Origin of the sequence: Pseudomonas cichorii (genome assembly GCF_003700275.1) — a bacterium.
Lineage (GTDB): Bacteria > Pseudomonadota > Gammaproteobacteria > Pseudomonadales > Pseudomonadaceae > Aquipseudomonas > Aquipseudomonas cichorii_B.
In genome coordinates this window covers 45,259-71,180 of record NZ_RBRE01000091.1, presented here as the reverse complement: position 1 = coordinate 71,180, position 25,922 = coordinate 45,259, and the positions used below count along the sequence as shown (strand labels likewise).

General features: G+C 59.3%; 29 protein-coding genes. 12 read left to right on the top strand and 17 right to left on the bottom strand.

The window, feature by feature from the left end; translation table 11 throughout:
- Window positions 1-3: 3 nt before the first annotated feature.
- On the bottom strand, window positions 4-2,499 hold the full coding sequence (locus tag ALQ04_RS24415; RefSeq protein WP_122318345.1) for a TonB-dependent siderophore receptor: 2,496 nt from the start codon (window positions 2,497-2,499) through the stop codon (window positions 4-6).
- 343 nt (window positions 2,500-2,842) lie between these two features.
- On the opposite strand from ALQ04_RS24415, the gene ALQ04_RS26995 reads away from it, so the two are divergent.
- The 6 genes from ALQ04_RS26995 (at window position 2,843) to ALQ04_RS24385 (ending at window position 6,668) form a co-directional block, all read left to right on the top strand.
- Window positions 2,843-3,220: a DUF2946 family protein gene (locus ALQ04_RS26995; protein WP_183142269.1), complete on the top strand. Its 378-nt coding sequence runs from the start codon at window positions 2,843-2,845 to the stop codon at window positions 3,218-3,220.
- Between the two features lie 91 nt (window positions 3,221-3,311).
- Window positions 3,312-3,917 (top strand): SCO family protein, encoded by a 606-nt coding sequence (locus ALQ04_RS24405; RefSeq protein ID WP_122318343.1) that lies wholly within the window; start codon window positions 3,312-3,314, stop codon window positions 3,915-3,917.
- Window positions 3,917-4,420, top strand: a complete 504-nt coding sequence (locus ALQ04_RS24400; RefSeq protein ID WP_122318341.1) for a copper chaperone PCu(A)C — start codon at window positions 3,917-3,919, stop codon at window positions 4,418-4,420. Before ALQ04_RS24405 ends, ALQ04_RS24400 begins: the two co-directional genes overlap by 1 nt.
- Before the next feature lie 223 nt (window positions 4,421-4,643).
- Window positions 4,644-5,456, top strand: coding sequence for an energy transducer TonB (locus tag ALQ04_RS24395; protein ID WP_122318340.1), 813 nt, complete (start codon window positions 4,644-4,646; stop codon window positions 5,454-5,456).
- Between the two features lie 83 nt (window positions 5,457-5,539).
- Window positions 5,540-6,265 carry a MotA/TolQ/ExbB proton channel family protein gene (locus ALQ04_RS24390; protein WP_122318338.1) on the top strand — a complete coding sequence of 242 codons (726 nt, stop codon included), beginning with the start codon at window positions 5,540-5,542 and terminating at the stop codon, window positions 6,263-6,265.
- 1 nt (window position 6,266) lies between these two features.
- The gene (locus ALQ04_RS24385; RefSeq protein ID WP_122318332.1) at window positions 6,267-6,668 is read left to right on the top strand and encodes a biopolymer transporter ExbD; all 402 of its coding nucleotides are present in this window, start codon (window positions 6,267-6,269) and stop codon (window positions 6,666-6,668) included.
- 265 nt (window positions 6,669-6,933) lie between these two features.
- On the opposite strand, the gene ALQ04_RS24380 is transcribed toward ALQ04_RS24385, so the two are convergent.
- From ALQ04_RS24380 to ribBA, 5 genes are all read right to left on the bottom strand, one after another.
- A complete protein-coding gene (locus tag ALQ04_RS24380) occupies window positions 6,934-8,088 on the bottom strand; it encodes an ABC transporter ATP-binding protein (protein ID WP_122318330.1) in 1,155 nt (384 codons plus the stop codon).
- A complete protein-coding gene (locus ALQ04_RS24375) occupies window positions 8,085-8,900 on the bottom strand; it encodes an ABC transporter permease (protein WP_122318328.1) in 816 nt (271 codons plus the stop codon). The genes ALQ04_RS24380 and ALQ04_RS24375 overlap by 4 nt, the downstream gene beginning before the upstream one ends.
- A 3-nt stretch (window positions 8,901-8,903) precedes the next feature.
- Window positions 8,904-9,860, bottom strand: a complete 957-nt coding sequence (locus tag ALQ04_RS24370) for an ABC transporter permease (RefSeq protein ID WP_122318326.1) — start codon at window positions 9,858-9,860, stop codon at window positions 8,904-8,906.
- The gene (locus tag ALQ04_RS24365) at window positions 9,845-10,870 is read right to left on the bottom strand and encodes an ABC transporter substrate-binding protein (protein ID WP_122318324.1); all 1,026 of its coding nucleotides are present in this window, start codon (window positions 10,868-10,870) and stop codon (window positions 9,845-9,847) included. The genes ALQ04_RS24370 and ALQ04_RS24365 overlap by 16 nt, the downstream gene beginning before the upstream one ends.
- A 311-nt stretch (window positions 10,871-11,181) precedes the next feature.
- Window positions 11,182-12,291: a bifunctional 3,4-dihydroxy-2-butanone-4-phosphate synthase/GTP cyclohydrolase II gene (gene ribBA / locus ALQ04_RS24360; RefSeq protein ID WP_122318322.1), complete on the bottom strand. Its 1,110-nt coding sequence runs from the start codon at window positions 12,289-12,291 to the stop codon at window positions 11,182-11,184.
- Between the two features lie 96 nt (window positions 12,292-12,387).
- Between ribBA and ALQ04_RS24355 the strand changes: the two genes are divergently transcribed.
- On the top strand, window positions 12,388-12,675 hold the full coding sequence (locus tag ALQ04_RS24355) for a DUF1330 domain-containing protein (RefSeq protein ID WP_122318320.1): 288 nt from the start codon (window positions 12,388-12,390) through the stop codon (window positions 12,673-12,675).
- Window positions 12,676-12,800: 125 nt separating this feature from the next.
- On the opposite strand, the gene ALQ04_RS24350 is transcribed toward ALQ04_RS24355, so the two are convergent.
- The 6 genes from ALQ04_RS24350 to ALQ04_RS24325 all read right to left on the bottom strand — a co-directional run bounded on the left by ALQ04_RS24350 (window position 12,801) and on the right by ALQ04_RS24325 (window position 17,727).
- Window positions 12,801-13,364, bottom strand: a complete 564-nt coding sequence (locus ALQ04_RS24350; RefSeq protein ID WP_122318318.1) for an NUDIX hydrolase — start codon at window positions 13,362-13,364, stop codon at window positions 12,801-12,803.
- 1 nt (window position 13,365) lies between these two features.
- A complete protein-coding gene (locus tag ALQ04_RS24345) occupies window positions 13,366-14,118 on the bottom strand; it encodes a GntR family transcriptional regulator (RefSeq protein ID WP_122318317.1) in 753 nt (250 codons plus the stop codon).
- Window positions 14,119-14,285: 167 nt separating this feature from the next.
- On the bottom strand, window positions 14,286-14,771 hold the full coding sequence (locus ALQ04_RS24340) for a flavin reductase family protein (protein WP_122318315.1): 486 nt from the start codon (window positions 14,769-14,771) through the stop codon (window positions 14,286-14,288).
- Between the two features lie 14 nt (window positions 14,772-14,785).
- Window positions 14,786-16,267, bottom strand: a complete 1,482-nt coding sequence (locus ALQ04_RS24335; RefSeq protein ID WP_122318313.1) for an aldehyde dehydrogenase — start codon at window positions 16,265-16,267, stop codon at window positions 14,786-14,788.
- Window positions 16,264-17,097, bottom strand: a complete 834-nt coding sequence (locus tag ALQ04_RS24330; RefSeq protein ID WP_122318311.1) for an alpha/beta fold hydrolase — start codon at window positions 17,095-17,097, stop codon at window positions 16,264-16,266. The genes ALQ04_RS24335 and ALQ04_RS24330 overlap by 4 nt, the downstream gene beginning before the upstream one ends.
- Before the next feature lie 39 nt (window positions 17,098-17,136).
- Entirely contained in the window at window positions 17,137-17,727 is a 591-nt protein-coding gene (locus ALQ04_RS24325) for an amino acid synthesis family protein (RefSeq protein ID WP_122318309.1), read from the bottom strand.
- 220 nt (window positions 17,728-17,947) lie between these two features.
- On the opposite strand from ALQ04_RS24325, the gene ALQ04_RS24320 reads away from it, so the two are divergent.
- The gene (locus ALQ04_RS24320) at window positions 17,948-18,805 is read left to right on the top strand and encodes an SDR family oxidoreductase (protein WP_122318307.1); all 858 of its coding nucleotides are present in this window, start codon (window positions 17,948-17,950) and stop codon (window positions 18,803-18,805) included.
- Between the two features lie 172 nt (window positions 18,806-18,977).
- Window positions 18,978-20,408, top strand: a complete 1,431-nt coding sequence (locus tag ALQ04_RS24315) for an NAD-dependent succinate-semialdehyde dehydrogenase (RefSeq protein WP_122318305.1) — start codon at window positions 18,978-18,980, stop codon at window positions 20,406-20,408.
- A 70-nt stretch (window positions 20,409-20,478) separates the two neighbouring features.
- Here the strand turns inward: ALQ04_RS24315 and pbpG are convergent, their stop codons facing one another.
- Complete coding sequence (pbpG, locus tag ALQ04_RS24310) at window positions 20,479-21,423, bottom strand: D-alanyl-D-alanine endopeptidase (protein WP_122318304.1); 945 nt, start codon at window positions 21,421-21,423, stop codon at window positions 20,479-20,481.
- A 253-nt stretch (window positions 21,424-21,676) separates the two neighbouring features.
- On the opposite strand from pbpG, the gene ALQ04_RS24305 reads away from it, so the two are divergent.
- Entirely contained in the window at window positions 21,677-22,237 is a 561-nt protein-coding gene (locus ALQ04_RS24305; RefSeq protein WP_122318302.1) for a hypothetical protein, read from the top strand.
- A 91-nt stretch (window positions 22,238-22,328) separates the two neighbouring features.
- Here the strand turns inward: ALQ04_RS24305 and ALQ04_RS24300 are convergent, their stop codons facing one another.
- From ALQ04_RS24300 to ALQ04_RS24290, 3 genes are all read right to left on the bottom strand, one after another.
- Window positions 22,329-22,511 (bottom strand): hypothetical protein, encoded by a 183-nt coding sequence (locus ALQ04_RS24300; protein WP_122318300.1) that lies wholly within the window; start codon window positions 22,509-22,511, stop codon window positions 22,329-22,331.
- Between the two features lie 169 nt (window positions 22,512-22,680).
- Complete coding sequence (locus ALQ04_RS24295) at window positions 22,681-23,040, bottom strand: hypothetical protein (protein ID WP_122318297.1); 360 nt, start codon at window positions 23,038-23,040, stop codon at window positions 22,681-22,683.
- Between the two features lie 306 nt (window positions 23,041-23,346).
- Window positions 23,347-24,003, bottom strand: coding sequence for a YceH family protein (locus ALQ04_RS24290; RefSeq protein ID WP_122318296.1), 657 nt, complete (start codon window positions 24,001-24,003; stop codon window positions 23,347-23,349).
- A 110-nt stretch (window positions 24,004-24,113) separates the two neighbouring features.
- Between ALQ04_RS24290 and ALQ04_RS24285 the strand changes: the two genes are divergently transcribed.
- Window positions 24,114-24,623: a DUF1993 family protein gene (locus tag ALQ04_RS24285; protein WP_122318294.1), complete on the top strand. Its 510-nt coding sequence runs from the start codon at window positions 24,114-24,116 to the stop codon at window positions 24,621-24,623.
- A gap of 12 nt (window positions 24,624-24,635) precedes the next feature.
- On the opposite strand, the gene nhaR is transcribed toward ALQ04_RS24285, so the two are convergent.
- On the bottom strand, window positions 24,636-25,532 hold the full coding sequence (gene nhaR / locus ALQ04_RS24280) for a transcriptional activator NhaR (RefSeq protein ID WP_122318481.1): 897 nt from the start codon (window positions 25,530-25,532) through the stop codon (window positions 24,636-24,638).
- 133 nt (window positions 25,533-25,665) lie between these two features.
- Between nhaR and ALQ04_RS24275 the strand changes: the two genes are divergently transcribed.
- Window positions 25,666-25,908: a hypothetical protein gene (locus ALQ04_RS24275; protein ID WP_122318292.1), complete on the top strand. Its 243-nt coding sequence runs from the start codon at window positions 25,666-25,668 to the stop codon at window positions 25,906-25,908.
- The last annotated feature ends 14 nt before the right edge of the window (window positions 25,909-25,922 follow it).

Genomic DNA, 25,922 nt, shown 5'->3' with positions numbered 1-25,922 from the left:
TGCTCAAAAGTCATAGGCAATCTTGCTGTACCAGAACCCGCCACCTGGATAAAAGGGCGGGTTGCTGTACAGGTTCAGGCCGTTGGCCGAGGCAACCGCGTTCTTGTCCGGGCGCACATCGAAGATATTGGTGCCGCCCAGGCTGAGGGTGATGTTGTCCTCGATGGTGTATGAAAGGTCCAGGTCGGTGATCCATTTGGCACCGAAACTGCGGTCGCCACTTTCCAGTTGCTGAAGCGTCTTGACCTTGCCATAGCGGGTGGTTTGCAGGTTTACGTTCAGATCACCGAGGGTCCAGTTGGCACCCAATACCCATTTGGTCTTTGGCTGGGCATCGGTCAGGTCGCCTTCCCGGGCGCGGCCGACCCAGGTCAGGCTGCCGCCGGTGTTGTCGCCCAGTCCCTGCAGGGCGGCCGGGTCGCTCTTGACCTCGGTGATCACGGTCTTGTTGTAGTTGAATCCGGCGCTCCAGCGCACATCGCCAAAGGCGCCATAGCGGCTCGAATGGTCGAGCACGATATCCAGGCCACGGGTCCGGGTGTCGAAGGCGTTGGCGTAGTAGGACGTCCAGGTGCTGGTGTCCACGCCCTGTGCCGTGAGAATCGGTGCCAGTGCGGGGCCGTACAGGCTTTCGGTGCGCGCAATGCGGTCGGCGATTTCGATCCAGTAGGCATCCACGGTCAGGCTGGTACGCGCTGCCGGTTGCCAGGTCAGGCCAAGGCCCAGATTGCGCGATTTTTCCGGCTCCAGTGTGGTCGCACCGAGCGCCTGGGCGAGCGCCGAATTGACCGGTGCGATGCGCGTCACGGCGGGTACGATGGTGCCGTCCGGTGCTGCGCCGACCCGGTTGTCGGAGATGCTGTAGCCGATCTGGGTCAGGGACGGCGCCCGAAAGCCGGTCCCCACGGTGCCGCGTACGGCAAAAGTGTCGGTGAACTCATAACGCGAATTGAGCTTGGCGCTGAGGGTGTTGCCCGAGTCGTCATCGAAGTGCTCGGCGCGCAAGGCCAGATCGATAAACAGTGGCTCTATGGGCGTGATGCCGAAATCGACATAGGCCGCATAATTATTGCGCTTGATGCTGGTGGCGTCCTGCGGGGAAATGACGGCCGCAGCCTGTGCGGCAATCGACGCCAGTTGACCTGCCAGCGGGTTGGGCTGGCCATTGGGCAGGCTGGCCGGGAAACGATAGCCGCCCACCTGATAAGCCTGAGGATCGCCGGAGAAGGTGCGGAAGCGTTCCCAGCGATGTTCCAGCCCGGCGGAAACCTGCAAGGGCACGCCGAACAGCCCATCGAAGGCGCGTGTGATATCCAGGTTGTTCACCCACTGCTCGAAACGGTAGGTCGCCAGGTCATCGAATGAGGTCGGCGTGGCGAGGCCCAGCGACGGGTTGATAGTCCGGTCGCTGTATTGATGGTTGTTGTTGCGTCCGTAGGTGGTGCTCAGGTCCCAGTTCCAGCCTAGGGATTCGCCCTTGGCGCCGATCAGGTATTGATAGTCGGTGTCGTCCAGGTTATTCAGCGGGTAGTAGCCATCGGGGAACAGTTCGGGGATGTTGGCGTTGCCGTTGGGGTAGCGGAAATAGTTATTGATGATGGCGTCGCGCTGCCCATAGGTGCCGTAGGAATACAGCCGCGTCTGTTCATCCAGCGGCAGTTCGGCGTTGTAGGCCAGGTTGAAGGCCTTGATCTGTGGGTCGCCATTCTTGACGCCGACCCGATCCCAGGTGGCTTCCCGCGGGTCGCCGGGAAAGTAGGCGTTGTTGGTCGCCTTTTCATTCCAGCTGGCATCCCCGCGCTTGCGGGCATCGGCCGACAGATGCAGAAAGCCGCCATCGCCCAGCTCAAAACCGCTATTGCCCTCGAACTTGGTCACTTCACCTTCGCCACTGTAGAGCTTGCCGTAGGTCACGCCCAGGTGGCCGCCCTGGGAGCTGGATTTAAGGATCACGTTGATGACCCCGGCGATGGCGTCGGAGCCGTATTGAGCGGCGGCGCTGTCTTTCAGGACTTCGATCCGCTCCACCGCACTGATGGGGATCATGTCGATGTCCACCGAGTTGGCGCCGCTGCTGTCGGTCGAACCGTTGGCGGGCAGGGCGCTGTTATGACGGCGTTTGCCATTGACCAGCACCAGCGTGTAGGCCGGTGCCAGGCTGCGGTTGGACAGGGGACGGATGGTGGAGTTATAGCCCGCGACGTTGGTGCCGTAGTTGAACGAAGGCAGCAGCTTGGCGATGGCTTCGGTCAGGTCGGCGCGTCCGGTCTTGAGCAGTTGTTCGCTGGTGACAATATCGATGGGCGCTGGGCTGTCGGTCACACTGCGTTCGCTGCCGCGAATCCCGGTAGAGATCACTGTGACCTTGTCCAGACGGGTGTCAGTGCCGGATTCTTCAGCCGCCTGGACCGGGTTTATCAGCCCCAGGCCAATGAGGGCCATGCCTTTGAAAAGGTGAGGGGGCAGAGGTGTTGCGCAGGCGCGGGCAGTGACGGCCATGGAGGGTGATCCTTGTCGGGTTAGGAAAGTTTTCTGAGCCTCCACGGGTAAGGGTCGGTCTGTGGGCGGAATATAAGGTTATGAAAGAGTCATGTGAAAGTTCTTTTCGGTATAAGCTAATTATTAATAATTTGAATTTAAGTTGTTTTTTATAATGCATAAATTGCATTTATAGCTTTGGCGAATCCTGCTTTTTCGCGCGTGCTGATCTCGTTTGCCCAGCCTGCGCCACTTTGTCGCACCTGCGGCAATGGCCCGGAACCGCACGGTTCGTGCCCGGCGCCATACGCCGCTTACGTATTCGCGGTGTTCGCCCGGGCGCGGGAATGTTAAATTTGCCGCCATGAAATTCGTCCGAACCCACCGCTCGCTCATTGCCTGGATGCTGTATGGCTTCATCCTGTTCAATGGCCTCATGTGCAGCATCAGCCACGGGCAGATGCTGGCGGCGTTTTCTTCCGCACCGGCTGCGGAAATCTGTGGGGATCAGGCGGACTCGTCACTGTCGATGACGGCACCGGACGAGACCCGACATGCGCTGGTCATGCAACTGGCCATGCTCGACTGCACCTTTGCCGGCAAACTCACCGGCATCGTGGTGTTCTTCATCGGCCTGGGCTGGCTGTTGCGCGCGCGCAATGTCAGGCTGCTCATCCCGCCCGGGCTGATGCGCGAATCTTCCCGCCACACTTCGCCAGGGCTGGTGCCTCAGGCGCCTTGACTCCCGGTCCTGCCTGATTGGTTGTCTGTAGCGCATCAAGCCTGTGACGCGCTGCATGCCTTGCCTGTTTCCCTTTAAAGGACTGTAGTGCATGACTCAATACCTGACCCGTCGCGAAGTGGTCGCGGGCCTCTCCTTGCTGAGCCTTGGCGTGCTGACCGGTTGCAATAACTCCAATGCCTTGCCGTTCAAGCACGGCAAGGACATGAGCAACCAGATTCTGGGACGCAACTTCAAGCTCAGGAACCTGCAGGGCGAGGTGATGAGCCTGTCGAGTTTCCGCGGCTATATGCCAATGGTGTTCTTCGGCTTTACCCAGTGCCCGGCAGTCTGTCCGACCGCGCTGGCCCGTGCTGCGCAGATCAAGAAACTGATGGGCGCCGATTCCGATACCTTCCAGGTGGTGTTTATTACCCTGGACCCGGAGCGGGACACGCCGAAGGTTATCGATGCCTATGTGAAGGCCTTCGATCCAAGCTTTATAGCGTTGTCCGGCACGCTGGAAGAAACCGCAGCCACCGCCAAGGAATTCGGGGTGTTCTACGAGAAGGTGCCGCTGGGCGATACCTATACCATCTCCCACACCTCCACCAGTTATGTATTCGACACCCGTGGCGTATTACGCCTGGGACTGTCGCACAAGTTGACCGCCCAACAATGTGCAGAAGACCTGCTCACTCTTATGGAAGTCTGTTGATGAATGCTCTGATTCGTAATGCCCTGAACGTCACTCCTTGCAAAAGCCTGTTGCTGGCCCTGTCCGTGCTGGGCACAAGCCTGTCGGCACAGGCGCAGACCACCGTGGACGACGCCTGGGTACGCGCCACGGTTGCCGGCCAGCCTGCAACCGGCGCTTTCATGAACATCACCTCGACCACCAGCGGCAAACTGGTGGAAGTCAGCTCGCCTGCGGCTAAAACCGTGCAGATTCACCAGATGAGCATGAAGAACGATGTGATGAGCATGCAGCAGGTCAAGTCCATCGACCTGCCAGCCGGCAAGACCGTGACGCTTGATTCTGACGGCTATCACGTGATGCTCATGGGCCTGGTGGCTCAGGTGAAGGAGGGCGATAAAGTGCCACTGACCCTGACCGTGGAAAACGACAAGGGCGTGCGCGAGTCGATCCAGGTGGTTGCGCCTGCCCGGGCGCTGACGACTCAGGGGCATTCCGGCCACGGTGATCATAGCGGTCACTGATTACGCCAGGCTCCTTCCTCCAGGCCTCGTCATGCTTGTGCATGCCGGGGCTTTTTCATGGCTGGAGTGTTTTTATATTCTTTTTATGAATAACAGGAGAACTAAATATTCTTTTCGGGAGCAAGAAGGATCGGAGATGATTGCCCTGCGCTATCAACTTTGAAAGGTGACTGATACCAACAGAACCTGGATTTTTTATTGAAAAAAATGCAGGAGTGTATCAATGGGCAATGTCCAGACCGCAGCCAGTGCACATGAAGTGCCTTGGCGCCAAACGCCGAGCGGCGAATTGGTCGATCTGGGGCGTCCTTTCCGGGGACCCTTGCTGCTGTCGCGGTTACACCGCACGCCCAAGCCGATCCTGGCACGCCGTGAAGCCATTCTGCTCGGCGCATTTGCTCTGGTACTGCATGGCGCGGTGATCTACTGGCTGAGCCAGACCCCGACACCTGTGCTGCCGGTCGTACCGCCGGAAATCCCGCCGATGACCATCGAATTTTCCCGGCCCGCGCCGCCCGTAGTGGAAACTCCGCCACCGCCGCCCGAGCCTGTCGTACAACCTGTGGTCGAGCCGCCGCCTCCGGTCGAGGATGAGCTGGCCGTAAAACCACCGCCCAAGCCAAAACCCAAACCGGTGGTCAAGCCGCCGACTCCCAAGCCTGTTGCCAAGCCGGTGGAGCAACCTCCCGCGCCACCTGCGCCGCCACAACCGGTCGCCGCGCCTGCACCTCCGGCACCACCCGCGCCAGCTCCGGTGACACCGGCCTCGGCCAGCGCCGGTTATCTGCGCAACCCGGCTCCGGAATATCCGGCGCTGGCCATGCGCCGGGGCTGGGAAGGAACGGTGCTGTTGCGGGTGCATGTACTGGCCAGCGGCAAGCCCGGAGAGATCCAGATTCAGAAAAGCAGTGGTCGTGAATCGCTCGATGAAGCCGCACTGGCGGCCGTCAAGCGCTGGAGTTTCGTTCCGGCCAAACAGGGCGATGTCGCCCAGGACGGCTGGGTCAGCGTACCCATCGACTTCAAGATCAAATAACGGTTTCAACGATTCAATGCGGGCCACCTGACAAAAGGAGCATCGCGACACCAGACCTGACGTATCAGCACGAGAGCACAGACATGAACTTACTGGCATCCCCTTTTGAATCAATCGAACACGCGGTCATCTGGCTGCTGGTGGTCTTTTCCGTCGTAACCTGGGGCCTGGCCTTGCTCAAGGGCGTCCAGTTTTCCCGCCTGAAATCCCAGGATCGCAAGTTCCACAAGCAGTTCTGGGCGGCTTCGAGCCTCGATTCGGCTGCTGAGCTGGCCCATCAGCAACCGGGCGCTGCCGCTCGCGTTGCCCAGGCCGGTTATGCGGCGATTCAGGTGCACGAGGGCAATCAGCAGACTGACCTCAGCCAGTCGATCAACCATCAGGATCGTCTGGAGCGCGCCTTGCGCCAGCAGATCGTACGTGAGCGTCGTTCGCTTGAAACCGGCCTGGCAATTCTCGCCAGTATCGGCAGCACTTCGCCCTTCATCGGCCTGTTCGGCACGGTGTGGGGCATCATGTCGGCGCTCAAGGGCATCAGCGCGGCGGGTTCTGCGAGCCTGGAAACGGTGGCTGGCCCGATCGGTGCGGCACTGGTTGCTACCGGTGTCGGTATCGCCGTCGCGGTGCCAGCAGTGCTGGTCTACAACTACTTCCTGCGTCGCCTCAAGCTGACCGCTGCCGATCTGGACGACTTCGCCCATGACTTCTACAGCCTGGCGCAGAAAAATGCCTTCCGTGTCCTGCTGCATCCGGTGCTGACCAAGAATGGCGCTACCGCTGCTGGCCAGAAAGTGAAGGAGGCGTCCTGATATGGCTTTCTCCACTCAAGACAGCGATGAAGTGCTCAGCGAAATCAACGTGACGCCGCTGGTGGACGTGATGCTGGTGCTGTTGGTGGTGTTCATTGTCACCGCGCCACTGCTGACCAACTCGATCCCGATCAACCTGCCCAAGACCGAGGCCGTCGCCCCGGCAGAACAGAAAGACCCGCTGGTGGTGAGCATCGACGGACAGGGCAAGGTGTTCATCAACAAAGATGAAATCCAGGCCGACCTGCTGGAAACCAATCTGCAGGCCGCCAAGGCCAAAGACGCACAGGTCCGCGTACAGCTCCAGGCCGACAACGATGTGAACTACGGCGAAGTGGCCCGGGCCATGGCCTCTATCGAACGGGCAGGGATTACCAAGTTGTCGGTGATCACCGCCAAATAGCGCAACCCCCTTCAAGACAGTGAAGCTTTTAAGGTCGTACTCCCAGGTAGGTACGGCCTTTTTTTTGCCTGCGGGTTTTTCGCGAATGAATTGGCGCCTACAGATTGCTCGCGGCCAAGACGCAAGGGAATCCAGCCGTCAGGCTGGGCCGAACCGGAGTCCATGGTTTCGCCCCTTTGTCGTAACAAAGGGGCCCGTCGTGAAGGCGGAACCATTAGCAGCCTTGATACATCTGTGCTGCCGGGAATACCGAAAAGCTGCTACCTCAATGCGCCCCGGCCGCCTTGTTCAAATCGCCTTCAGCCCATTCGGTATAGATACAGGCATCAGCCGTCGCCCAGCGAACCCGGACCGGATCACCCGTCTGCAACTGCAGGCCAGTGGCCGACAGCGCCTTGACCGTCATGGCCGTGCCACCCGGAGTGACAACTGCGCAAGTCTGGCTTTCGCCGAGGAACAGCACCTCCGTAACCTTGGCCGTGACCTCGTTCCAACCCTGCTCCAGCGGTGTCGCCGCAGCCTGTTGAAGACTCAGCGCCTGAGCTTTCTCCGGACGGATCATCAACAAAACGTCCTGATCGGTCTTCAGCCCGGAAGTCAGGCGAATCGACAGCGGCGCACCCTCGAAAGTCGCCACCGCATTGCCCTGAGCCTTGAGCTTGAGAAAGTTCGAGTTACCGAGAAACGAAGCGACAAATGCATTCGGCGGATTCTGGTACAGATCGTAACCGGTCCCCAGACCGACAATCTTGCCATGGCTGAAAATCGCAATACGCTGCGACAGGCGCATGGCCTCTTCCTGATCGTGAGTCACGTAGACAATGGTGATGCCCAGGCGCCGATGCAACTGACGCAACTCATCCTGCAGGTCTTCGCGCAGCTTCTTGTCCAGCGCGCCCAGCGGTTCATCCATCAGCAGAATGCGTGGCTCATAGACCAGCGCCCGGGCAATGGCAACCCGCTGCTGCTGACCGCCAGAGAGCTGCGAAGGGCGGCGATGGGCAAACTGTTCCAGTTGCACGAGCTTGAGCATGGCATCGACACGCTTCTCGCGTTCGGCCGCCGGCAGTTTGCGAATCGCCAGCGGGAAAGCGATGTTGTCGCGTACCGACAGGTGCGGAAACAGCGAATAACGCTGGAACACCATGCCGATATCGCGCTTGTGCGGTGGCACGTTGACCAGCGATTTTCCGCTGACCAGGATCTCCCCCGAGCTTGGTGTTTCAAACCCGGCGAGCATCGACAGCGTGGTGCTCTTGCCCGAACCGCTGGAGCCCAGGAAGGTCAGGAACTCACCGTCCTGAATATCCAGGTCGATATTGTCCACGGCGGCGAAGTCGCCGTAATGCTTGTTCAGGTTGCACAGGCTGACCAGGGTTTTCGGGTCGTGTTGCGCGTTGTCTTTGATTACGGCGCTCATGAGGTACTCCGGGCTTCGTTGCGGCGACGCAGGGTCGCGGCGATGAACATGACCAGCACCGACAGGGCGATCAGCAGCGTCGAAGCGACTGCAATGACCGGGGTCAGATCCTGACGCAGAGTGGTCCACATTTTAACGGGTAGGGTTTGCAGGGTCGGGCTGGCCATCATCACGCTCAGGACCACCTCGTCCCACGACACCAGGAACGCGAACAGCGCACCGGCAATCATGCCGGGACGAATGGCCGGGAAGGTGACCTTGATGATTGCCTGGATGCGCGAGGCACCACAGATCACCGCGGCATCCTCGATGGACTGATCGAACAGCTTCAACGAGTTGATGATCGAGATGATGGTGAACGGCAGCGCGACGATCACATGGCTGACCACGAACGAAAACAGCGTGCCGGTATAGCCCAGCTTGAGGAACAGCGCATACACGGCCACGGCGATGATCACCAGCGGTACGATCATCGGCAGGGTGAAGATGCCATACAGCATGTCACGGCCCGGGAAGCGTCCCCGTACCAGTGCAAAGGCGGTCGGCAGGCCCAGTGCGACGGCGCTGATGGTAGTCAGTACGGCAACCTTGAAGCTGGACATCGCAGCCTCCATCCATTCCGGATTGGAGAAAAACTGCTGATACCACTTCAGCGTCCAGCCCGGCGGCGGGAATACCAGCCACTGCGAGGAACCGAACGACAGCAGCACGATGAACAGGATCGGCAGCAACAGGAACAGCGCGATCAGGCCGGTGGTCAGGTACAGACCGAACCGCAGGCGCGTGCTCATGGCATTGGGAGTCAGGAGCATGGCTTACCTCGCATTGCTGGCGCCGACCGGGGATTCCGGCTGGAGCTTCAGGTAGAAGTAGAACAACACCAGGGTGATCAGGATCAGCAGTGCGGCAGCCGCACTCGCCAGTCCCCAGTTCAGGAACGACTGCACCTGTTGCACGATGAATTCGGGCAGCATCATGTTTTGCGCGCCACCGAGCAGGGCAGGGGTGACGTAGTAACCCAGCGACATGACGAAAACCATCAAGCCCCCGGAAAACAGTCCCGAGCGACACAGCGGCAGGAATACCCTGAAGAAGTTGGTCCAGGGACTGGCGCCACAGATGGAGCCGGCCTGCAACACCATCGGGTCAATGGCCTGCATGGTTGCCTGCAGCGGCAGGACGATGAACGGAATCATGATGTAGCTCATGCCGATCACCACGCCGGTAAGGTTATGCACCATTTCCAGCGGCTGATCGATGATGCCCATGGCCATCAGGGTCTTGTTGATGACTCCGGAAGCCTGCAGCAGCACCAGCCAGGAATAGGTGCGGGCCAGCAGGCTGGTCCACATCGACAGCAGCACGATATTCAGGATCCAGCGGCCCCAGCCGCGTGGTACCAGAGTGATCGCCCAGGCCAGCGGGAAGCCCAGCAACAGACTGAACAGTGTCACCAGGCCCGCCACCGAGAAGGTGTTGAACAACACTCGGGCGTAGGCGGAGTTGGCGAACAGTTGTTCGTAGTTGCCCAGGCCGGGAGTCGGTTCCAGCACACCGCGAAGCAACAGGCCTATCAGTGGTGCGAAGAAAAAAAGCCCCAGAAAGAGCAGTGCCGGCAGCAGATTGCGACTGCCGCGCCAGCGTTGTGACAAAGTGGTTTTTGACTGCATCGTCACTGCCTTGGTGCAAGCCGCGCCAGCGGTGCTTGACGCACCACCGGCCGGGTTGGATTGACGGGAAGCAATAGCCGTCATTTTTACTTGACCAGCCATTCGTTCCACCGTGTCGCAATGTCAGGACCGTTCTTGGCCCAGTATGCGAAGTCGAGAGTGATCTGATCCTGGGCATAGGCGGTTGGCAGGTTGGGTGCCAGTGTCGAGTCCAGGCGCGGGATGCTGTCCAGGTTGACCGGTGCATAGGCGCTGAGGTTGGAGAAGTCGGCCTGGCCTTTGGGGCTGGTCGCTTCGGCAATGAACTTCATCGCTGCTGCCTTGTTCTTGGCGCCCTTGGGGACAACCAGGAAATCGGCCATGACCAGGTTCTGTTTCCAGCTCACGCCCACGGGTGCGCCGTCCTGTTGCAGGGCGTAGACACGACCGTTCCACATCTGGCCCATGGACGCTTCACCCGAAGCCAGCAGTTGCTGGGATTGCGCGCCGCCGCCCCACCAGACGATGTCTTTCTTGATGGTGTCGAGTTTCTTGAAGGCGCGATCCAGATCCAGCGGGTAGAGCTTGTCTGGGGTTACACCGTCGGCCAGCAGTGCCAGTTCCAGCACGCCAGGGCTTGGCCATTTGTACAGGGCGCGTTTGCCGGGATAGGTCTTGGTGTCGAACATGGCCGACCAGTCCTGCGGAGTCTTGGCGCCTACCTTGCTTTCGTTGTAGCCCAGTACGAAGGAAAAGAAGAACGAGCCGGCACCGTGGTCCGAGACGAAGCGAGGGTCGATACGGTCGCGCTTGATGGCGGTGAAGTCGAGGGGTTCGAGCAGGCCTTCGCTGGCAGCACGCAGGGCGAAGTCGGCTTCCACATCCACGACGTCCCATTGCACGTTGCCGCTTTCGACCATGGCCTTGAGTTTGCCGTAGTCGGTAGGGCCATCCTGCACAACGGTGATGCCGCTGGACTTGGTGAAGGGAGTCGCCCACGCCTGCTTCTGTGCATCCTGGGTCGAGCCACCCCAGCTGACGAAGTTGACGCTTTCGGCGGCCATGGCTGTGAGACTCGAGAAAGCCAACACGCCAGCAGCAAGAGCTGCAGTTGCACGTTTGTTCAACACCATTTTCACGCCCTCATTTGTTGTGTTTTGAGCGGGCTTTTCTTGCCCGCGTATTCGGGAGCAGTAGGTCCAGTGGACCGAGAAACTGGCGACCGTGTCAGGAGCTGTTGTTTGGGCTTGTCCTTCCGCAAGGAGGGGCACCTGACAAAACCTTCGGTCTACGGAATGTCATATTATGGTATTCCAAACTTTGTGCAAGTATTTTGCCCTGCCGGAACACCGCTATTTTGAAATTTTTTCCCCTGAAAGCCTTTGTTTACTGGGTTAAACGTTACACCTTGAAGACTGCCGGGTGACCCGTTTGAGGGTGACGGTCAGCCTGTAAAAGGAATGCTTTCAACCACTTCCAGATCGTATCCGGTCAGTCCTGCATACTTGAGGGGCGGGCCAAGATGGCGCAATTTGCCCACGCCGAGATCCTGCAATATCTGTGCGCCAGTACCCACTTCCGAATAGATCCGCGACTGCGAGCGGGTGTACTGGCGTGGCGGTTGGGTGAGTTGCGGGATGCGTTCGAGCAGGGCCAGGGAGGACTCATGATTGGCCAGCACCACGACCACGCCGCGTCCTTCTTCGGCCACCTTCTGCAGCGCCGCCCATAGCGTCCAGTTGGCAGGACCGGTGTACTCGGCGCCTACCAGATCGCGAAGCGGGTCCACCACATGCACGCGCACCAGAGTCGGGTAATCGCGCTGGATATCGCCCATCACCATGGCCATGTGCACGCCACCTTCGATCCGGTCCTCGTAGCTGAACAGGCGGAAGGTGCCGTGGACGGTCGGCAGCTCGCGCTCGCCAATCCGCACGACCGTGTGCTCGGTGCTCAGGCGATAGTGGATCAGGTCGGCAATGGTGCCGATGCGGATGCCATGTTTTTCGGCGAAGAGTTCCAGGTCCGGGCGGCGGGCCATGGTGCCGTCATCGTTCATCACTTCGACGATCACCGAGGCGGGAGTGAGGCCTGCCAGGCGCGCCAGATCGCAGCCGGCTTCGGTATGCCCGGCGCGGGTCAGCACGCCGCCTTCGCGGGCGCGCAACGGGAAGATATGTCCGGGTTGTACCAGATCATCAGCGCAGGCCGTGGGGTTGACTGCAGCCTGTACGGTCCGGGCGCGATCGGCGGCGGAAATCCCGGTACTGACGCCGCTGGCGGCTTCAATGGAAACGGTAAAGGCCGTGGCGAAGACGCTGCCATTGCTGGGCACCATCTGCTCCAGGCCGAGGCGCTGGCAATGCTCGTCGGTCAGGGTCAGGCAGATCAGGCCGCGCGCCTCACGGGCCATGAAGCTGATTGCCTGCGGGGTGCAGCGGTCGGCGGCGAGCAGCAGGTCACCTTCGTTTTCGCGGTCTTCGTCGTCGACCAGCAGGACCATCTTGCCCTGGCGGTAGTCTTCAATGATGTCTTCGATGCGATCGAACGCCATGCTCAGGATCTCTCGGTGTTATGGATTAAAAATTTGTGGTATACCATAAGACAGAATATTTCATAGATTCCCTATCATTGAAACAGTGAGATCGCGATGAAGGCCTATTGGATTGCAAACGTTGACGTAACCGACCCTGATCAGTACAGCGAATATACCCAGCGAGCGCCAGCCGCGTTCAAATTATTTGGTGGCAAATTCATGGCACGCGGTGGGCGCTCTGAAGCGGTCGAGGGGCGCGAGACGCCGCAACGTACTGTGGTCATCGAATTCGAGTCGTACGAGCAGGCACTGGCCTGTTATCGCTCGGCCGAGTATCAGCAAGCGATGAGTCATCGTCTGGGTGTGGCGAAGGCCGAGATCGTGATTGTCGAAGGCGTTTGACCCGGCGGATTGCCAGGTTTCATGGATGTATGGGAGCGGATTGATCCGCGAAGGCAGTATTCCAGGCACTGAATTTTTTGCTGAATGTACTGGCTCTTCGCGAATGAATTCGTTCCCAGGGGCACTCAGCGAATGAAATGCACCTTCCCGGTATCGTCATTGCCCATGTAGAGCCCATAAACCCCGGCCTGGCGTTCGGTGATGTAGCGCTCCAGGATTTGCCGGATGGCAGGGTAATAGATGCTGTCCCAGGGAATGTCTTCGGGTGCGAAGAACTTGTAGTCCAGGGTTTCCGGGCCGAACTGGCCGGTGATTTCCAGGGCTATGGCCCGGAACACGATGTACACCTCGCTGATCTTCGGCACGCTGAAGATGGAGTAGGGCGAGATGATTTCGGCGCGCACGCCGCTTTCTTCCCAGACTTCGCGCAGTGCCGCCTGCTCGGTGGTTTCGCCGCTTTCCATGAAGCCGGCGGGGAGGGTCCAGGTGCCGGGGCGTGGGGCGATTGCCCGCTGGCACAGCAGATACTTGCCTTCCTGCTCGATGATGCAGCCGGCGATGATCTTCGGATTGACGTAGTGAATGTAGTTGCAACTGCTGCACATCAGCCGCGCATGGGTATCGCCCGGTGGAACGCGCTGACCGAGATCAGAGCTGCCACATTGCGGACAAAAGCGCGGCGCAGGCATGTCAGCGACCTATTCGGGGTTCTTTGATGGCGACCGGGGCAACGATGTCGCGGACCTTGGCTTCGTCGTCCTGCTTGGACTTCAGGTATTCCAGCGCCACGGTGGCGGCATTGCGTACGTGATCGACGGACGCCTGATGCGCGGCCAGCGGATCGCCGCTCTTGATCGCCTCGACCATGCGCTCCATTTCCTGGCTGCTGGCACCGCGCCGGTTGAGTTGTGACACCGAAGTGGCGCGCAGATAACTGATGCGTGCCTGCAACTGACGCAACTGGGTGGCGGCGATGTGATTGCCCGAGCCTTCAAGCAGCACGTCATAAAAGCTCTGCACCGAATCGATGACCTGCTGCAGCTCGCCATCGTTGAGGGCCTTGCGGTTCTCTTCGAGGGCCTTTTCCAGGGCACGAATATCCTTGGCCTTGGCTCGCAGGGTAAAGAGCTGGACGATCAGGCCTTCGAGCACGCAACGCAGCTCGTAGATATCGCAGGCATCTTCCAGGGTAATGATGGCAACTCGCGGCCCCTTGGCGTCGGCGAACTCTACCAGTCCCTCGGACTCCAGGTGCCGCAAGGCTTCGCGCACCGATGTGCGGCTGACACCCAGACGATCGCACAGGTCCCGCTCGACCAGGCGGTCGCCCGGCAGAAGCTGGAAGTTCATGATCGCGCTACGCAATTTGTCGAGCACGATCTCCCGCAGGGTAACGGGATTGCGATTGACCTTGAAGTTGTCGTCGAGTGGCAGGCGTTTCATCGGTTGTGCTCAGTGAGGCTGTCTATGTGAAAAACACGGCCAGAACAATGCGGTCGCGTTCATGGCGTCAGCCTGGCCAATCGCCGGGCTGGCACATGACCGGGCATACATCGCCCGGAAAGTGCCGAGTTTATCACGCCGTTGCCGCGAACCACCAAGCGCGCCTCTTATGCAAAAGGTGGCAAGGCTCCCAGTTTGCCACGGTGATAGATCATCGGGGTCACAGGTGTCTCGGGCAGGATCAGGTTTTTCACGGCGCCGACGATGATAGCGTGATCGCCGCCGTCATATTCGCGCCACAACTCGCATTCGATGATCGCCGTCGCCTTGCTCAGCAACGGGTTGCCAAGCTCGCTCAGGTGCCACTCGATGCCCTTGGTCTTTTCCTTGCCCTTGCTGGCAAAAGCATAGGCTTCGGCCTGTTGTTCCGCAGACAGCAGGTGAATGGCGAACTTCTTGCTGTCGCGCAGGATCGGGTAGGTGTCGCTGGCATAGTTCGGGCAGAACAGTACCAGTGCCGGATCGATGGACAGTGCGCTGAACGCGCTGGCGGTGATGCCGACCAGGCTGCCTTCGGGGTCCAGGGTGGTGACGATGGTGACGCCCGAAGGAAAGGACGCCATGACTTCTTTATAAATGCCGGGTTCTATCATTGCCGCCGCCTCACTTAACGCATTACAAAAGGATCAGGCATAGGGGCCTGCGATAGATTGATCCATACCGTTTTCAGCTCGGTATAGGCCAGTACCGAGTCAATACCGCTTTCACGGCCATAGCCGCTGTTCTTGAATCCGCCGATGGGGGCCATGGCGGATACGGCTCGATAGGTATTGACCCAGATGATACCTGAACGCACGTCGCGGGCCAGACGGTGCGCGCGACCCAGGTCGCGGGTCCAGATACCGGCTGCCAGGCCGAACTGCGAGTCGTTGGCAATCGCCAGCGCTTCGGCTTCGTCCTTGAAACGAATGACCGACGCGACGGGGCCGAACACCTCTTCCTGCATGATCTTCATCGAGTTGCTATCGCACTCGAACAGGGTCGGCTCATAGAACCAGCCTTCGCCGGCCATTTGCGGACGTTTGCCACCCAGCCGCAGGCGTGCACCTTCGGCCAGGGCATCGGCCACCAGACCTTCGACGACCGCCAGTTGCTGGGCGGTAGCCATGGGGCCCATTTCGGTGGTTTCGTCCTGCGGGTTGCCGATCCGGATGCGGCTGGCTCGTTCGGCCAGGCGCTCGACGAATTCGTCGTAGATCTCGTCCTGCACCAGCAGGCGCGAGCCGGATACACAGCTTTGTCCCGAGGCCGCATAGATGCCGGCCACTGCGCCATTGATGGCGCTGTCCAGATCGGCGTCGGCAAAGATGATATTCGGAGACTTGCCGCCCAGTTCCAGCGACAGTTTGGCGAAGTTTTCCGCGCTGCTGCGCACTACATGGCGAGCAGTCGCTGCGCCGCCGGTAAAGGCGATCTTGCGCACCAGCGGATGGCGGGTCAGGGCCGCGCCGGTGCTGGGACCGTAGCCGGTCACCACGTTGACCACGCCCGGTGGAATCCCGGCTTCCAGCGCCAGGCGCGCCAGTTCCAGAATGGTTGCCGAGGCGTGTTCGGAAGGCTTGAGTACGATGGTGTTGCCTGCCGCCAGTGCTGGCGCCAGTTTGATAGCCGTCAGGTACAGCGGGCTGTTCCAGGGAATGATCCCGGCAACCACACCCATCGGCTCGTGAACCGTGTAGGCGAACAGGTCAGGCTTGTCGAGGGGCAGGGTGCCGCCTTCGAGCTTGTCCGCAAGGCCGGCCGTGTAGTGGAAGAACTCCGGCAGATAGCTCACCTGGCCGCGGGTTTCGCGGATCAGCTTGCCATTGTCACGGCTTTCCAGTTGGGCCAGTTGCTCCTTGTTCTCGGCGATCAGGTCGCCCAGCCTGCGCAGCAACTTGCCCCGCGCAGTTGCCGTCAGTCCACGCCAGGCCTTGCCTTCAAAAGCCTTTTGCGCGGCCTGTACGGCGCGTTCCACGTCGGCTTCATCGGCATCGGGCAATTGTGCCCAGGGTTCGGCCAATGCAGGGTTGAGACTGTCAAAGGTCTTGCCGGAAAGTGCATCGACCCATTGGCCGTCGATGCACATCTGAAAGCGGGTGAGAGTCATGCAACGATTCCCTTTACCGGATTGTGTAGAGCCGCCGACTTGTCGAGGAAGTCCAGCAACACCTGATTGACCAGACGCGGCGATTCCACCGGCATCATGTGCCGCTGCTCGGGCAGGATCGCAACCTCGGCACCCTGGATGCGCATCGCCAGTTGGCGGGCCATGTCCGGGGTGGAGCCTGGGTCAAGCTCGCCGGTGGCAATCAGCGTCGGGGCACGAATATCGCCCAGATCGTCGGCGCGGTACATATCCTGGGTAGCAAACAGCTTGTAAGTGGTCAGGTAACCCTGCGGATCGTTGCTGGCCAGGTTCTGGCGAATGGCTGCGATCTGCGCCGGGTTGGCAGCCTGGTATTCACGGCTGAACCAGCGCGACAAGGCCTCGGCGGCATTGGCGTCCGGCCCGTGTTCGGCAGCCTGGCTGGTGCGAGCGATCACGCCGGCGCGTTGTTCGGCGGTGCGATTGAACACGCTGTTGAGGATCACCATGCCCGACAGGTACTGCGGGTGGTGCAGGGCGAAAGCCCGTGCCACCAGTCCGCCCATCGAGAAACCGATCACCGTGGCCTGGGGCAGGCCCAGGTGATCGAGCAGTTCGCGCAGTTGCTCGGCATAACCGGGCAGACCGGTATCCGGGTCCGGGCGCGGGCTCGAACCATGACCCAGCATGTCGTAGGCAATGACTCGGTAGTGTGGAGACAGACCGACGATCTGTCCGCCCCACATCTCTTTATTCAGACCAACCCCGTGAATCAACACCACAGGGTGGCCTTGGCCGGTCGCCAGATAACTGGTCCCGGCCGGGGTGCGTTCAGCGGTGAGCTGAATCATGGATCGCTCCTGCGCAGCATTGTTGATGGAGGAGGTTGATTACTGGGCCTTCTCGGCAGCCAGTTCTTCCAGGTCGATGTAACGGTTGCCGATGCGCGGATGCAAACGGCCACCGTTGGCAGCGCCCAGCACGACAATGATTTCATCGGCGCGTGGCGAGTCTTCGATCTGCATTTCCAGGGTGATGTAGTGCGAACGCAGGCCTTCGTCATCCTTGTGCATCATCGGGATCTGGATGGAAGTGCCCGGGCCGCCGCGCTTGTTGGTAAAGCTCAGGTAGCTCTTGGCCTTGACCGCTTCACGGTAGTGGTTGCCGAAGCGCAGGGTGTGGATCACGGCCGAGGCGTGTTCGATCTCGCCTTCGGCACCGACCACAGCGGCCTTGCCGTAGGCTTCGATCTTGTCGGCGCCGCCGATGGCAGCAGTCAGGCGCTCGACCATCAACGCACCCAGCTCGGAGCAATTGGCGCGGATTTCAGGCTTGAGGTCTTCGACAAAACCACGACCGAGCCAAGGGTTCTTGATCACCACGGCCAGGCCGACCATGGTCACTGGCTTGTCGGTCGCCTTACCGCCTTCGATGAACGTCTCTTCGGTGTAATTAACGATCTTGCGAATTTCAAAGCTCATGTAGGACTCCCGGATCGAGCGCTGTTGTATTTCGTATGATGGTATACCATAAGATTGTGCGTGCAAGTGCTTTATTCGAGGTGAGCGCAAAAACCTCGCTCAAAGACCATTCGTCAGTCATTGCCTGCGGTTGTGTGAACGATGCTCCCGAGCTGCGGGCCAGATATTTCATGGGCCATGCACGGCTCCTGCCTGTTTCACTTCACCTCAGGAGAAACAAATGACTGATTACCCAAGACCTCCCTTCCCGAATCAAGCGCAGTCGGTTCCCGGCTCGCAGGCGAAGATGGAGCCCTATCCCGATTGCGGCGAGCAGAGTTACCGCGGCGCAGGCCGGCTGGAAAACCGGATTGCCCTGATTACCGGCGCCGACAGCGGCATTGGCCGTGCGGTGGCGATTGCCTTTGCCCGTGAAGGCGCCGATGTCGCGCTGTCTTATCTCGATGAACATGAAGACGCGCAGGAAACCGCCCGCTGGGTCGAGCAGGCCGGCCGGCAATGTCTGCTGCTGCCCGGTGATCTGGCACAGAAAGAACATTGCCGGCATATCGTCGACCAGACTGTCGAGCAATTTGGCCGCATCGATGTGCTGGTCAATAACGCAGCCTTCCAGATGTCCCACCAGACCTTTGAAGAAATCACCGACGAGGAATGGGTGAAGACCTTCGATATCAATATCACTGCGATATTTCGCATCTGTCAGGCGGCCTTGCCGCATATGGCCGCAGGCAGTTCGATCATCAATACCAGTTCGGTGAACGCCGATATGCCCAAGCCGACCCTGTTGCCTTATGCCTGCACCAAAGGCGCGATTGCCAACTTCACCGGCGGCCTTGCGCAGATGCTGGGTGAGCGCGGCATTCGGGTAAACAGCGTGGCGCCAGGACCGATCTGGACGCCGCTGATCGTCTCGACCATGCCCGAGGAAGAGGTTCGCAATTTCGGTAGCCAGACTCCGCTGGGACGTCCTGGCCAGCCCGTGGAAGTGGCGCCGATTTATGTGCTGCTGGCATCCGATCAGTCCAGCTACACCTCGGGAGCGCTGTACAGCGTTACTGGCGGCAAGCCCATTCTGTAGCGAACATTCTGTTGTCGATGCAATCCCATATAGCGATGGCCTGTTCAGTCAACGACTGGCAGGCCGCTGCTGCTTGTGTATATACACCCATTCCTGACTGTGCCTTGACTTATGCGGGGATATCCCCGTATGTTGGATTGCTCAGTCATTCAACTGCCTCAGGAGAATTGTCATGTATCCCGACGTCCAGCTCTATATCGATGGCCAATGGCGTGCAAGCCGCGATGGCCGCACATTGCCTGTCATCGATCCAGCCACCGGCCAATCCCTGGGAACGGTGGCGCATGCCAGCATTCCCGATCTGGATGACGCCCTGGCAGCGGCTGAGCGAGGCTTTGCAACATGGCGCGCCACTTCTGCTTATGACCGCTACAAAATCATGCAAAAGGCTGCGCAACTGCTGCGCGAGCGTGCTGACAACATCGCTCGCATCATGACCCAGGAACAGGGCAAGCCGCTGGCCGAAGCACGCATGGAAACCCTGTCCGCCGCCGATATCATCGACTGGCTGGCCGAGGAAGGGCGTCGCAGCTATGGCCGCCTGGTGCCATCGCGCAATCCTGCCATCGAGCAGAAGGTGATCAAGGAGCCGGTCGGTCCGGTTGCCGCGTTCACACCCTGGAACTTCCCGATCAACCAGGTGGTGCGCAAGCTGTCGTCGGCGCTGGCTGCCGGTTGTTCGATCATCATCAAGGCACCGGAAGAAACCCCGGCATCGCCTGCCGAACTGATTCGTGCCTTTGCCGATGCAGGCGTTCCGGCGGGTGTGATCGGTCTGGTGTATGGCATTCCGGCCGAGATTTCCAATTACCTGATCCCGCATCCGGTGATCCGCAAGGTGACCTTTACCGGCTCCACGCCGGTGGGCAAGCAACTGGCGGCGTTGGCTGGCCAGCATATGAAGCGCGCAACCATGGAGCTGGGCGGTCATGCGCCGGCACTGGTATTTGACGATGCCGATCTGGATCTGGCAGCGCGGGTGCTGGCGACTGCCAAGTTCCGCAATGCCGGTCAGGTCTGTGTTTCACCGACGCGGATCCTGGTGCAACGCAAGGTGCTGGCAGCGTTCACTGAAAAGTTCGTCGGTCAGACCCGCGAGGTCAAGGTCGGCAATGGTCTGGAAACCGGTACGGTAATGGGGCCGGTGGCCAATGAACGGCGTATTCCAGCGCTGCTGGAGCTGGTCGAAGATGCGGTCGCTGCCGGTGCCAAGGTTGAAACCGGTGGCAAGAAGATCGAGGGGCCAGGCTACTTCTTCGAGCCAACCGTATTGAGCGGCCTGACCCGCGAGATGCGCATCATGAACGAAGAGCCTTTCGGCCCGGTGGCGTTGCTGGTCGCGTTCGACACGCTGGAAGAAGTGATTGCCGAGTCCAATCGAGTGCCGTTCGGTCTGGCGTCCTATGCCTTCACCACCTCGATGAAGACCGCGCAGGCACTGAGCAATGGCATCGAAGCGGGCATGCTGTCGATCAACCATCAGGGTATTGGCCTGCCGGAGATTCCGTTTGGCGGAATCAAGGATTCAGGCTACGGCTCCGAAGGCGGCACCGAGGCCATTGAGGCTTATCTCAATACCAAGCTGGTGACGCAGTTCAACTGACGGCTGCCTTCGCGGATGAATCCGCTTCCACACAGTGAAGTGGAAGCGGATTCATTCGCGAAAAGGTCGTTTATTCCCTGGCCTGCTGAATACCATTCTGCTTCATCATCAGATTCTTCTCTTTCTTGTACTGCATGGCGACTTCCGGCGCCGGGCCGCTCTGGCCGGTTTCCATCCAGCGGCGCAGTCGGCTGGCATCGGCGAAGTGGGTGTATTTGCCGAAGGCATCGAGAATCACCACTGACACCTGACGATTAGCCATGCTGGTCAACAGCACCAGGCAATGACCTGCCTGATTGGTGAAGCCGGTCTTGGTCAGCTTGATATCCCAGTTGTCCTTGCGAACCAGATGGTCGGTGTTGCTGAAACCCAGGCTGTAGGTGGGCTTGCGGAAGGTCACGGTCTTTTCCGGGGTGGTGCTCAATTCGCTGAGCATCGGGTATTTGCGGGCAGCCATCACCAGTTTGGTGAGGTCGCGTGCCGTGGAAACGTTATAGACCGACAGGCCGGTAGGCTCGACATACGCCGTATGCTTCATGCCCAGCGCCTTGGCCTTGGCGTTCATGGCCAGGATAAAGGCCGGGTAGCCTCCCGGATAACTGTGGGCCAGGCTCGCGGCGGCACGGTTTTCCGATGACATCAGGGTGATCAGCAGCATGTCCTTGCGGTTCAGTTGACTGCCGAGCTTGACGCGGGAGAACACGCCTTTCATTTCCGGCGTCTGCGAAATGTTGACCGGAATCATTTCATCCATAGGCTGCTTTGCATCCAGCACCACCATCGCCGTCATGAGCTTGGTGACCGAAGCGATCGGCACGATTACGTCCGGATTGTGTGAATAAAGGACCTTGTCGGTTTGCAGGTCTACGACCAGGGTACTGCCGGAAGCCAGATGAAGTTGTGACGGGTCCCGGTTCAGGGCCGCGGCTTCGTTTGCCATGGCATGGGTGGAAACTACAGGGCCTGTAAGTGCAAATAAAAGACCCAGAAGTGGCAGACGAATTTTCAAGAGCAAGGCTCACTCGATAAATGTGCGGTTTTGCACGTGGATATAGGAAAAACGCTGCATTTTAGGAGTGGGCTTTGCTCAAAGTCGATGGGGCGGGCAGGGTGTTTCGTCAATTAATCGAGGAATCGTGGTTTTATTAAGTTGCTGTTAAGTAGGAAAGGCGTGCAATTGAGGTTGTGCCTTGAATATTCGTGGTGTCAGAGGCTCGCACCGATTAGCATCCACGCCATCAATGGTCATCGATGTAAGGAGTTGTGCAATGCCCACTGGGTTTATCAGCAAGGATTACGTTGTACTGGTGATCGCTGCCTCTCTGGTGGCGGTAGTGCTGCTGGTCACGGGCTTTTTCTCGCGTCCCGCCGACTGGGCCGGCTGGGTCCAGGCGACCGGGCTGATCGTCGGCATGATGGTTGCGGTGGGGATTCCGGCCATCCAGCGCAAGCAGGAAGCGGTCGTGGCACACAAGCAAGTGCGCGAGCGTGAAACCGGCTATGCCCGGCGTATTCAATACCTGTGCGGCGAGCTGACCGAACTGCAGGCCAGAACCAGTCTCAACCTCACTCACTTGCGGGCCAGCGACCGGCATCGCTTGAAGTACACCTTGCAGGACTACCTGCACCGTCTGTTCGAGTCCCATAAACAGGACCTGAACGATGACCGCGTGGTGCTTGCCTATGAACTGCGCCAGGTTGCCAACGACCTGATCGACGAACTGGACAGCGGCCGTACCGATCGCGTCGTGTTCATTGCCCTGGAAAAGCGCCTGCAGAAACTGACCCACCGCTGCCAGGTCAATGCGGCGATGGCCGAGCGCGTCTGAGCGCGTTTCAGGCCCATAAAAAAGCCCACATCAAAGGATGTGGGCAAGGGGATGTGCGGAGCAACGCACGAAGTCTGAATACGTAGTGGTATCAACCGTTGAGCATGTGGCTTTCCAGTTTTTCGGAGCGGGCCTGTGCTGCCGGCAGTGACACAAAGGGGCCGCTGACCGGCTCGCCGTTATGCATCAGGTACCAGCAGGCCAACAGGCCGCGCTCTCTGAGGCTGGCCGGGACGGCGCTGCCAACTACTGACATGATCTGAACCTTGTTCATGGCTGTCTCCATCAATCGATGGCGCTACTTTACCCAGCCATCGGGTCTGGCAAAAATCATCGTCCTCGATAGTCGTCATTGATGATCGACAGGGTTGTGCCCTTGACGGGGAGCCCCCTGATCGTGACAGAGCAATGAAAAACCCCGCTTTCGCGGGGTTTTTTGTCAGTTACCAGTGACCACGTGGTGGGCCGTAGTAGGCCGGTGGCGGGCCATAGCGACGGTAGTAGCCTGGCGGTGGTGCGGGATAACGCTCCACGACTTCGTACACCGGCGCCGGCTGGTAATAGACCACGGGCGGAGGAGGTGGCGGTGCGTAATACACCGGCTGCTGTTGTACATAGACCGGCTGGCGTTCTACATACACCGTTCTGTCACGGCTGGACGAAACAGCGGCTCCAACCACGGCAGCACCGACGATTGCACCCAGTACGGCCGGGCCACCCCAGCCACGATGATCAGCGTTGGCCTGGCCTGCCAGTGCCAGGGCACCTATAAACAAGGCAATCTTGGGGATATGACGAATCATGACGGTTCCTCGGCTCTCAACCCGTTGTCGCGGGCCTGCATTACTTCTCAAGCACTGCCACGGGATAATTCTAAGACATCGTAATTGGAGAAATTTGCGAAGCCGTTAGGTAAATTTTGTGTAAGGCGTCCGGCGATGTTTCAGCTTGCCTGTTAATCGTCGATACGGTTGCCGATTCTACGCTCGAGTCCGGGATTTAATCCAATACCGTTCGGTAGAAAGCCGGGGCGCCATACACACTTTCCAGTTTTTTTTCAGAACACACATACTTTTCTTTCGCGGTGTGCTTACGCAACTCACTTTTCGCTATTCCAGGCGCGCCAATCGCTCTTCAAGCGCCGCAATCCTGGCCTCCAGTTCATCCAGACGCTCGCTCGACGGCGCTGCGCGTTCCGGCGGATTCTGGCGGGCGGCAAGCAGTTCCTGCAGATCCGCCGGATCTCCCAGTGCATGCATATAGCGATCTTCGCGCTGGCCGGATTGTCGTGGGAGCAGGGTGGCCAGACCGCGGGCGATGAGGCGGTCGAGTTGGTGGACGACCTGCTCGCTGTCCTCGAAATCGTGCATGCGGTTGCTGCGGGTCAGCAGTTCGTTGCCGGTCTGTGGGCCGCGCAGCAGGAGCAGGCCGGTCAGAATTACCTGGGCGGGTACCAGCTCCAAGTGCTTTTCGACCTTGTGTTCCCAGCGGTCGGCGCGACTGCCCATGACCAGGCGCGTCAGGCCCTGGCTCTCAAGGGCGCGCAGGCTTTGGCCAACCTGGCCCTGAGTCAGGTTCATCACCGGATCGCGGCTGGTTTTCTGGTTGCAGGCGATGACCAGGGCATTGAGGGTCAGCGGGTAGGTTTCCGGGCTGGTGGCCTGTTTCTCGATCAGGCAGCCGAGAATGCGCACTTCGGTGCTGCTGAGTTTCAGCGCCTGGGTGGCGTCATCGGTCGATTCGGTTGAAGAGGCTTCTGTGGACATTACGCTTTCCCTGGGCGATGGCGGTTTGTCAGCCTATTGGCTAAGCCGGATTATTTCCAGTGCGCCGAAGAGCGTGTCTATAATTCCGACTTTCACTCTCAGGATTTGTCATGTCTATTTCCCTGTACGCCGCTTCCGTTCCGGTCTTCCAGCAAATGCTCAATGCGCTCAACGACGTCCTCGTCAAGGCCGAGGCCCACGCTACCGAGAAGAAAATCCAGCCTGAGGCCCTGTTGCAGGCGCGTCTGTTTCCGGACATGTTGCCTTTCACCCGGCAGATCCAGATTGCCGTGGATTTCGCCAAGGGCGCTTCGGCGCGTCTGGCTGGTGTCGATATCCCCAAGTATGAAGACGCCGAAACCACCTTTGCCGAGCTGCAAGCGCTGATCGGCAAGGCTCTGGAGTTCATCGGCAGCATCAAGCCGGAGCAGGTGGATGGCAAGGAAGGCATTGAAGTCGTCTTGCGCCCGGGCACCGAGAAGGAAAAACGTCTCAACGGTCAGGCTTATCTGCTCAGCTATGCCTTGCCGCAGTTCTTCTTCCATGTCACCACGGCCTATGACCTGCTGCGCCACAACGGCGTGGAAATCGGCAAGCGCGATTACATGGGCAAGTTTTAAGCTGCCCGCCGTTTAATCGGTAAACAGCTTGTTTCGGGCACTCTCGGTAATGGCGACAATACCGGGGTGCCTGACCTTTCTTTCGACGGTAATCGCATAGAACGACTCGCTGACCGCTTCGGTCTGGCCAATGACCACCACGTCGTATTGGCTCTGCACTTCATCGGCGATCACGCTGGGCGCGACAAACACGCCGCTACCGGACTTGCCGAAAGCCTTCATCAGGGCGCTGTCATCGAACTCGCCGATAATTCGCGGCTGGATCTTCTGTTCGGCGAACCAGCGCATCAACCTGCCACGCACCACCGTGTCCTGTCCGGGAATCAATAACGGCGCGCCATGCATGCATTTGGGGAAATCGCTATGCAGATTTTCCGCCACGGCCCGGGTCGCGAAAAAGCTGACGCCGCATTCTCCCAGTTTCTGGTTGTAGCCTTTGATGTCCAAATGTGGTGGCATAGGGCTGTCTGATATCACCATGTCCAGTTTCTGGATCGCCAGGTCGGCCAGCAGGCGTTCGAGCTTGTCTTCACGGCAGGTGATACGGATCGACTCATCAAGCTCCATGGTCGGTGCTATCAGTCGGTAGACGATGGATTTGGGCACGACATCGGCGACACCAATGCGAAACAGGATCTGTTGCTCATCGGGCTGTGAACGGAGCATGGTTTCCAGTTCATTACCCAGTTGAAACATCTGCTCGGCGTAGGGAAGGGCCAGGCGGCCGGCTTCGGTCAGCTCCAGTTGCCGGCCTGCGCGGCGGAACAGATCCACACCAAGGGTCTGCTCGAACAGGCTGATCTGGCCGCTGATGGTTTGCGCAGTGAGGTTCAGTTGCTCGCAGGCACGCACGATACTGCCGGTCCTGGCCACGACCCAGAAATAGTGGAGTTGACGATAGTTGAGCATAAAGATTGCCGATTCGGTAAAACCGAAGTATACACCTTGAAAAATCGAATTTTCCTGATGTTTCCATGTCCCTAGAATGCTTCGCTGACGCCGGACCAAACGTTGATGTCCGGCCTTGCTTATCGAGGGAATCATGATCAAACCTATTTACGCCGCATTGCTGACATGTTCGCTGGTTGTAATGGCTGGCTGTGACCAGGTTGAAACATCGACCAAACAGATGCTGGATACGGCTGCCAACTCGGCCAAGCAGGCTATTGACGATACCCACAAGGCCGCAACCGATGCGCTGGAAGACACCCGCAAGGATCTTTCGATACTCGAACCCAAGAAACAGCCCGAGCCTTCTGAAGAGAAGTCCGGTAAAGAAATCTAACGCTTAACATTGGC

What these genes read in the sequence shown, in the direction of transcription:
- ALQ04_RS24415 (WP_122318345.1), bottom strand. Translation starts at nt 2,499, where the DNA reads ATGGCCGTCACTGCCCGCGCCTGCGCAACACCTCTGCCCCCTCACCTT.
- ALQ04_RS26995 (WP_183142269.1), top strand. Translation starts at nt 2,843, where the DNA reads ATGAAATTCGTCCGAACCCACCGCTCGCTCATTGCCTGGATGCTGTAT.
- ALQ04_RS24405 (WP_122318343.1), top strand. Translation starts at nt 3,312, where the DNA reads ATGACTCAATACCTGACCCGTCGCGAAGTGGTCGCGGGCCTCTCCTTG.
- ALQ04_RS24400 (WP_122318341.1), top strand. Translation starts at nt 3,917, where the DNA reads ATGAATGCTCTGATTCGTAATGCCCTGAACGTCACTCCTTGCAAAAGC.
- ALQ04_RS24395 (WP_122318340.1), top strand. Translation starts at nt 4,644, where the DNA reads ATGGGCAATGTCCAGACCGCAGCCAGTGCACATGAAGTGCCTTGGCGC.
- ALQ04_RS24390 (WP_122318338.1), top strand. Translation starts at nt 5,540, where the DNA reads ATGAACTTACTGGCATCCCCTTTTGAATCAATCGAACACGCGGTCATC.
- ALQ04_RS24385 (WP_122318332.1), top strand. Translation starts at nt 6,267, where the DNA reads ATGGCTTTCTCCACTCAAGACAGCGATGAAGTGCTCAGCGAAATCAAC.
- ALQ04_RS24380 (WP_122318330.1), bottom strand. Translation starts at nt 8,088, where the DNA reads ATGAGCGCCGTAATCAAAGACAACGCGCAACACGACCCGAAAACCCTG.
- ALQ04_RS24375 (WP_122318328.1), bottom strand. Translation starts at nt 8,900, where the DNA reads ATGCTCCTGACTCCCAATGCCATGAGCACGCGCCTGCGGTTCGGTCTG.
- ALQ04_RS24370 (WP_122318326.1), bottom strand. Translation starts at nt 9,860, where the DNA reads ATGGCTGGTCAAGTAAAAATGACGGCTATTGCTTCCCGTCAATCCAAC.
- ALQ04_RS24365 (WP_122318324.1), bottom strand. Translation starts at nt 10,870, where the DNA reads ATGGTGTTGAACAAACGTGCAACTGCAGCTCTTGCTGCTGGCGTGTTG.
- ribBA (WP_122318322.1), bottom strand. Translation starts at nt 12,291, where the DNA reads ATGGCGTTCGATCGCATCGAAGACATCATTGAAGACTACCGCCAGGGC.
- ALQ04_RS24355 (WP_122318320.1), top strand. Translation starts at nt 12,388, where the DNA reads ATGAAGGCCTATTGGATTGCAAACGTTGACGTAACCGACCCTGATCAG.
- ALQ04_RS24350 (WP_122318318.1), bottom strand. Translation starts at nt 13,364, where the DNA reads ATGCCTGCGCCGCGCTTTTGTCCGCAATGTGGCAGCTCTGATCTCGGT.
- ALQ04_RS24345 (WP_122318317.1), bottom strand. Translation starts at nt 14,118, where the DNA reads ATGAAACGCCTGCCACTCGACGACAACTTCAAGGTCAATCGCAATCCC.
- ALQ04_RS24340 (WP_122318315.1), bottom strand. Translation starts at nt 14,771, where the DNA reads ATGATAGAACCCGGCATTTATAAAGAAGTCATGGCGTCCTTTCCTTCG.
- ALQ04_RS24335 (WP_122318313.1), bottom strand. Translation starts at nt 16,267, where the DNA reads ATGACTCTCACCCGCTTTCAGATGTGCATCGACGGCCAATGGGTCGAT.
- ALQ04_RS24330 (WP_122318311.1), bottom strand. Translation starts at nt 17,097, where the DNA reads ATGATTCAGCTCACCGCTGAACGCACCCCGGCCGGGACCAGTTATCTG.
- ALQ04_RS24325 (WP_122318309.1), bottom strand. Translation starts at nt 17,727, where the DNA reads ATGAGCTTTGAAATTCGCAAGATCGTTAATTACACCGAAGAGACGTTC.
- ALQ04_RS24320 (WP_122318307.1), top strand. Translation starts at nt 17,948, where the DNA reads ATGACTGATTACCCAAGACCTCCCTTCCCGAATCAAGCGCAGTCGGTT.
- ALQ04_RS24315 (WP_122318305.1), top strand. Translation starts at nt 18,978, where the DNA reads ATGTATCCCGACGTCCAGCTCTATATCGATGGCCAATGGCGTGCAAGC.
- ALQ04_RS24305 (WP_122318302.1), top strand. Translation starts at nt 21,677, where the DNA reads ATGCCCACTGGGTTTATCAGCAAGGATTACGTTGTACTGGTGATCGCT.
- ALQ04_RS24300 (WP_122318300.1), bottom strand. Translation starts at nt 22,511, where the DNA reads ATGAACAAGGTTCAGATCATGTCAGTAGTTGGCAGCGCCGTCCCGGCC.
- ALQ04_RS24295 (WP_122318297.1), bottom strand. Translation starts at nt 23,040, where the DNA reads ATGATTCGTCATATCCCCAAGATTGCCTTGTTTATAGGTGCCCTGGCA.
- ALQ04_RS24290 (WP_122318296.1), bottom strand. Translation starts at nt 24,003, where the DNA reads ATGTCCACAGAAGCCTCTTCAACCGAATCGACCGATGACGCCACCCAG.
- ALQ04_RS24285 (WP_122318294.1), top strand. Translation starts at nt 24,114, where the DNA reads ATGTCTATTTCCCTGTACGCCGCTTCCGTTCCGGTCTTCCAGCAAATG.
- nhaR (WP_122318481.1), bottom strand. Translation starts at nt 25,532, where the DNA reads ATGCTCAACTATCGTCAACTCCACTATTTCTGGGTCGTGGCCAGGACC.
- ALQ04_RS24275 (WP_122318292.1), top strand. Translation starts at nt 25,666, where the DNA reads ATGATCAAACCTATTTACGCCGCATTGCTGACATGTTCGCTGGTTGTA.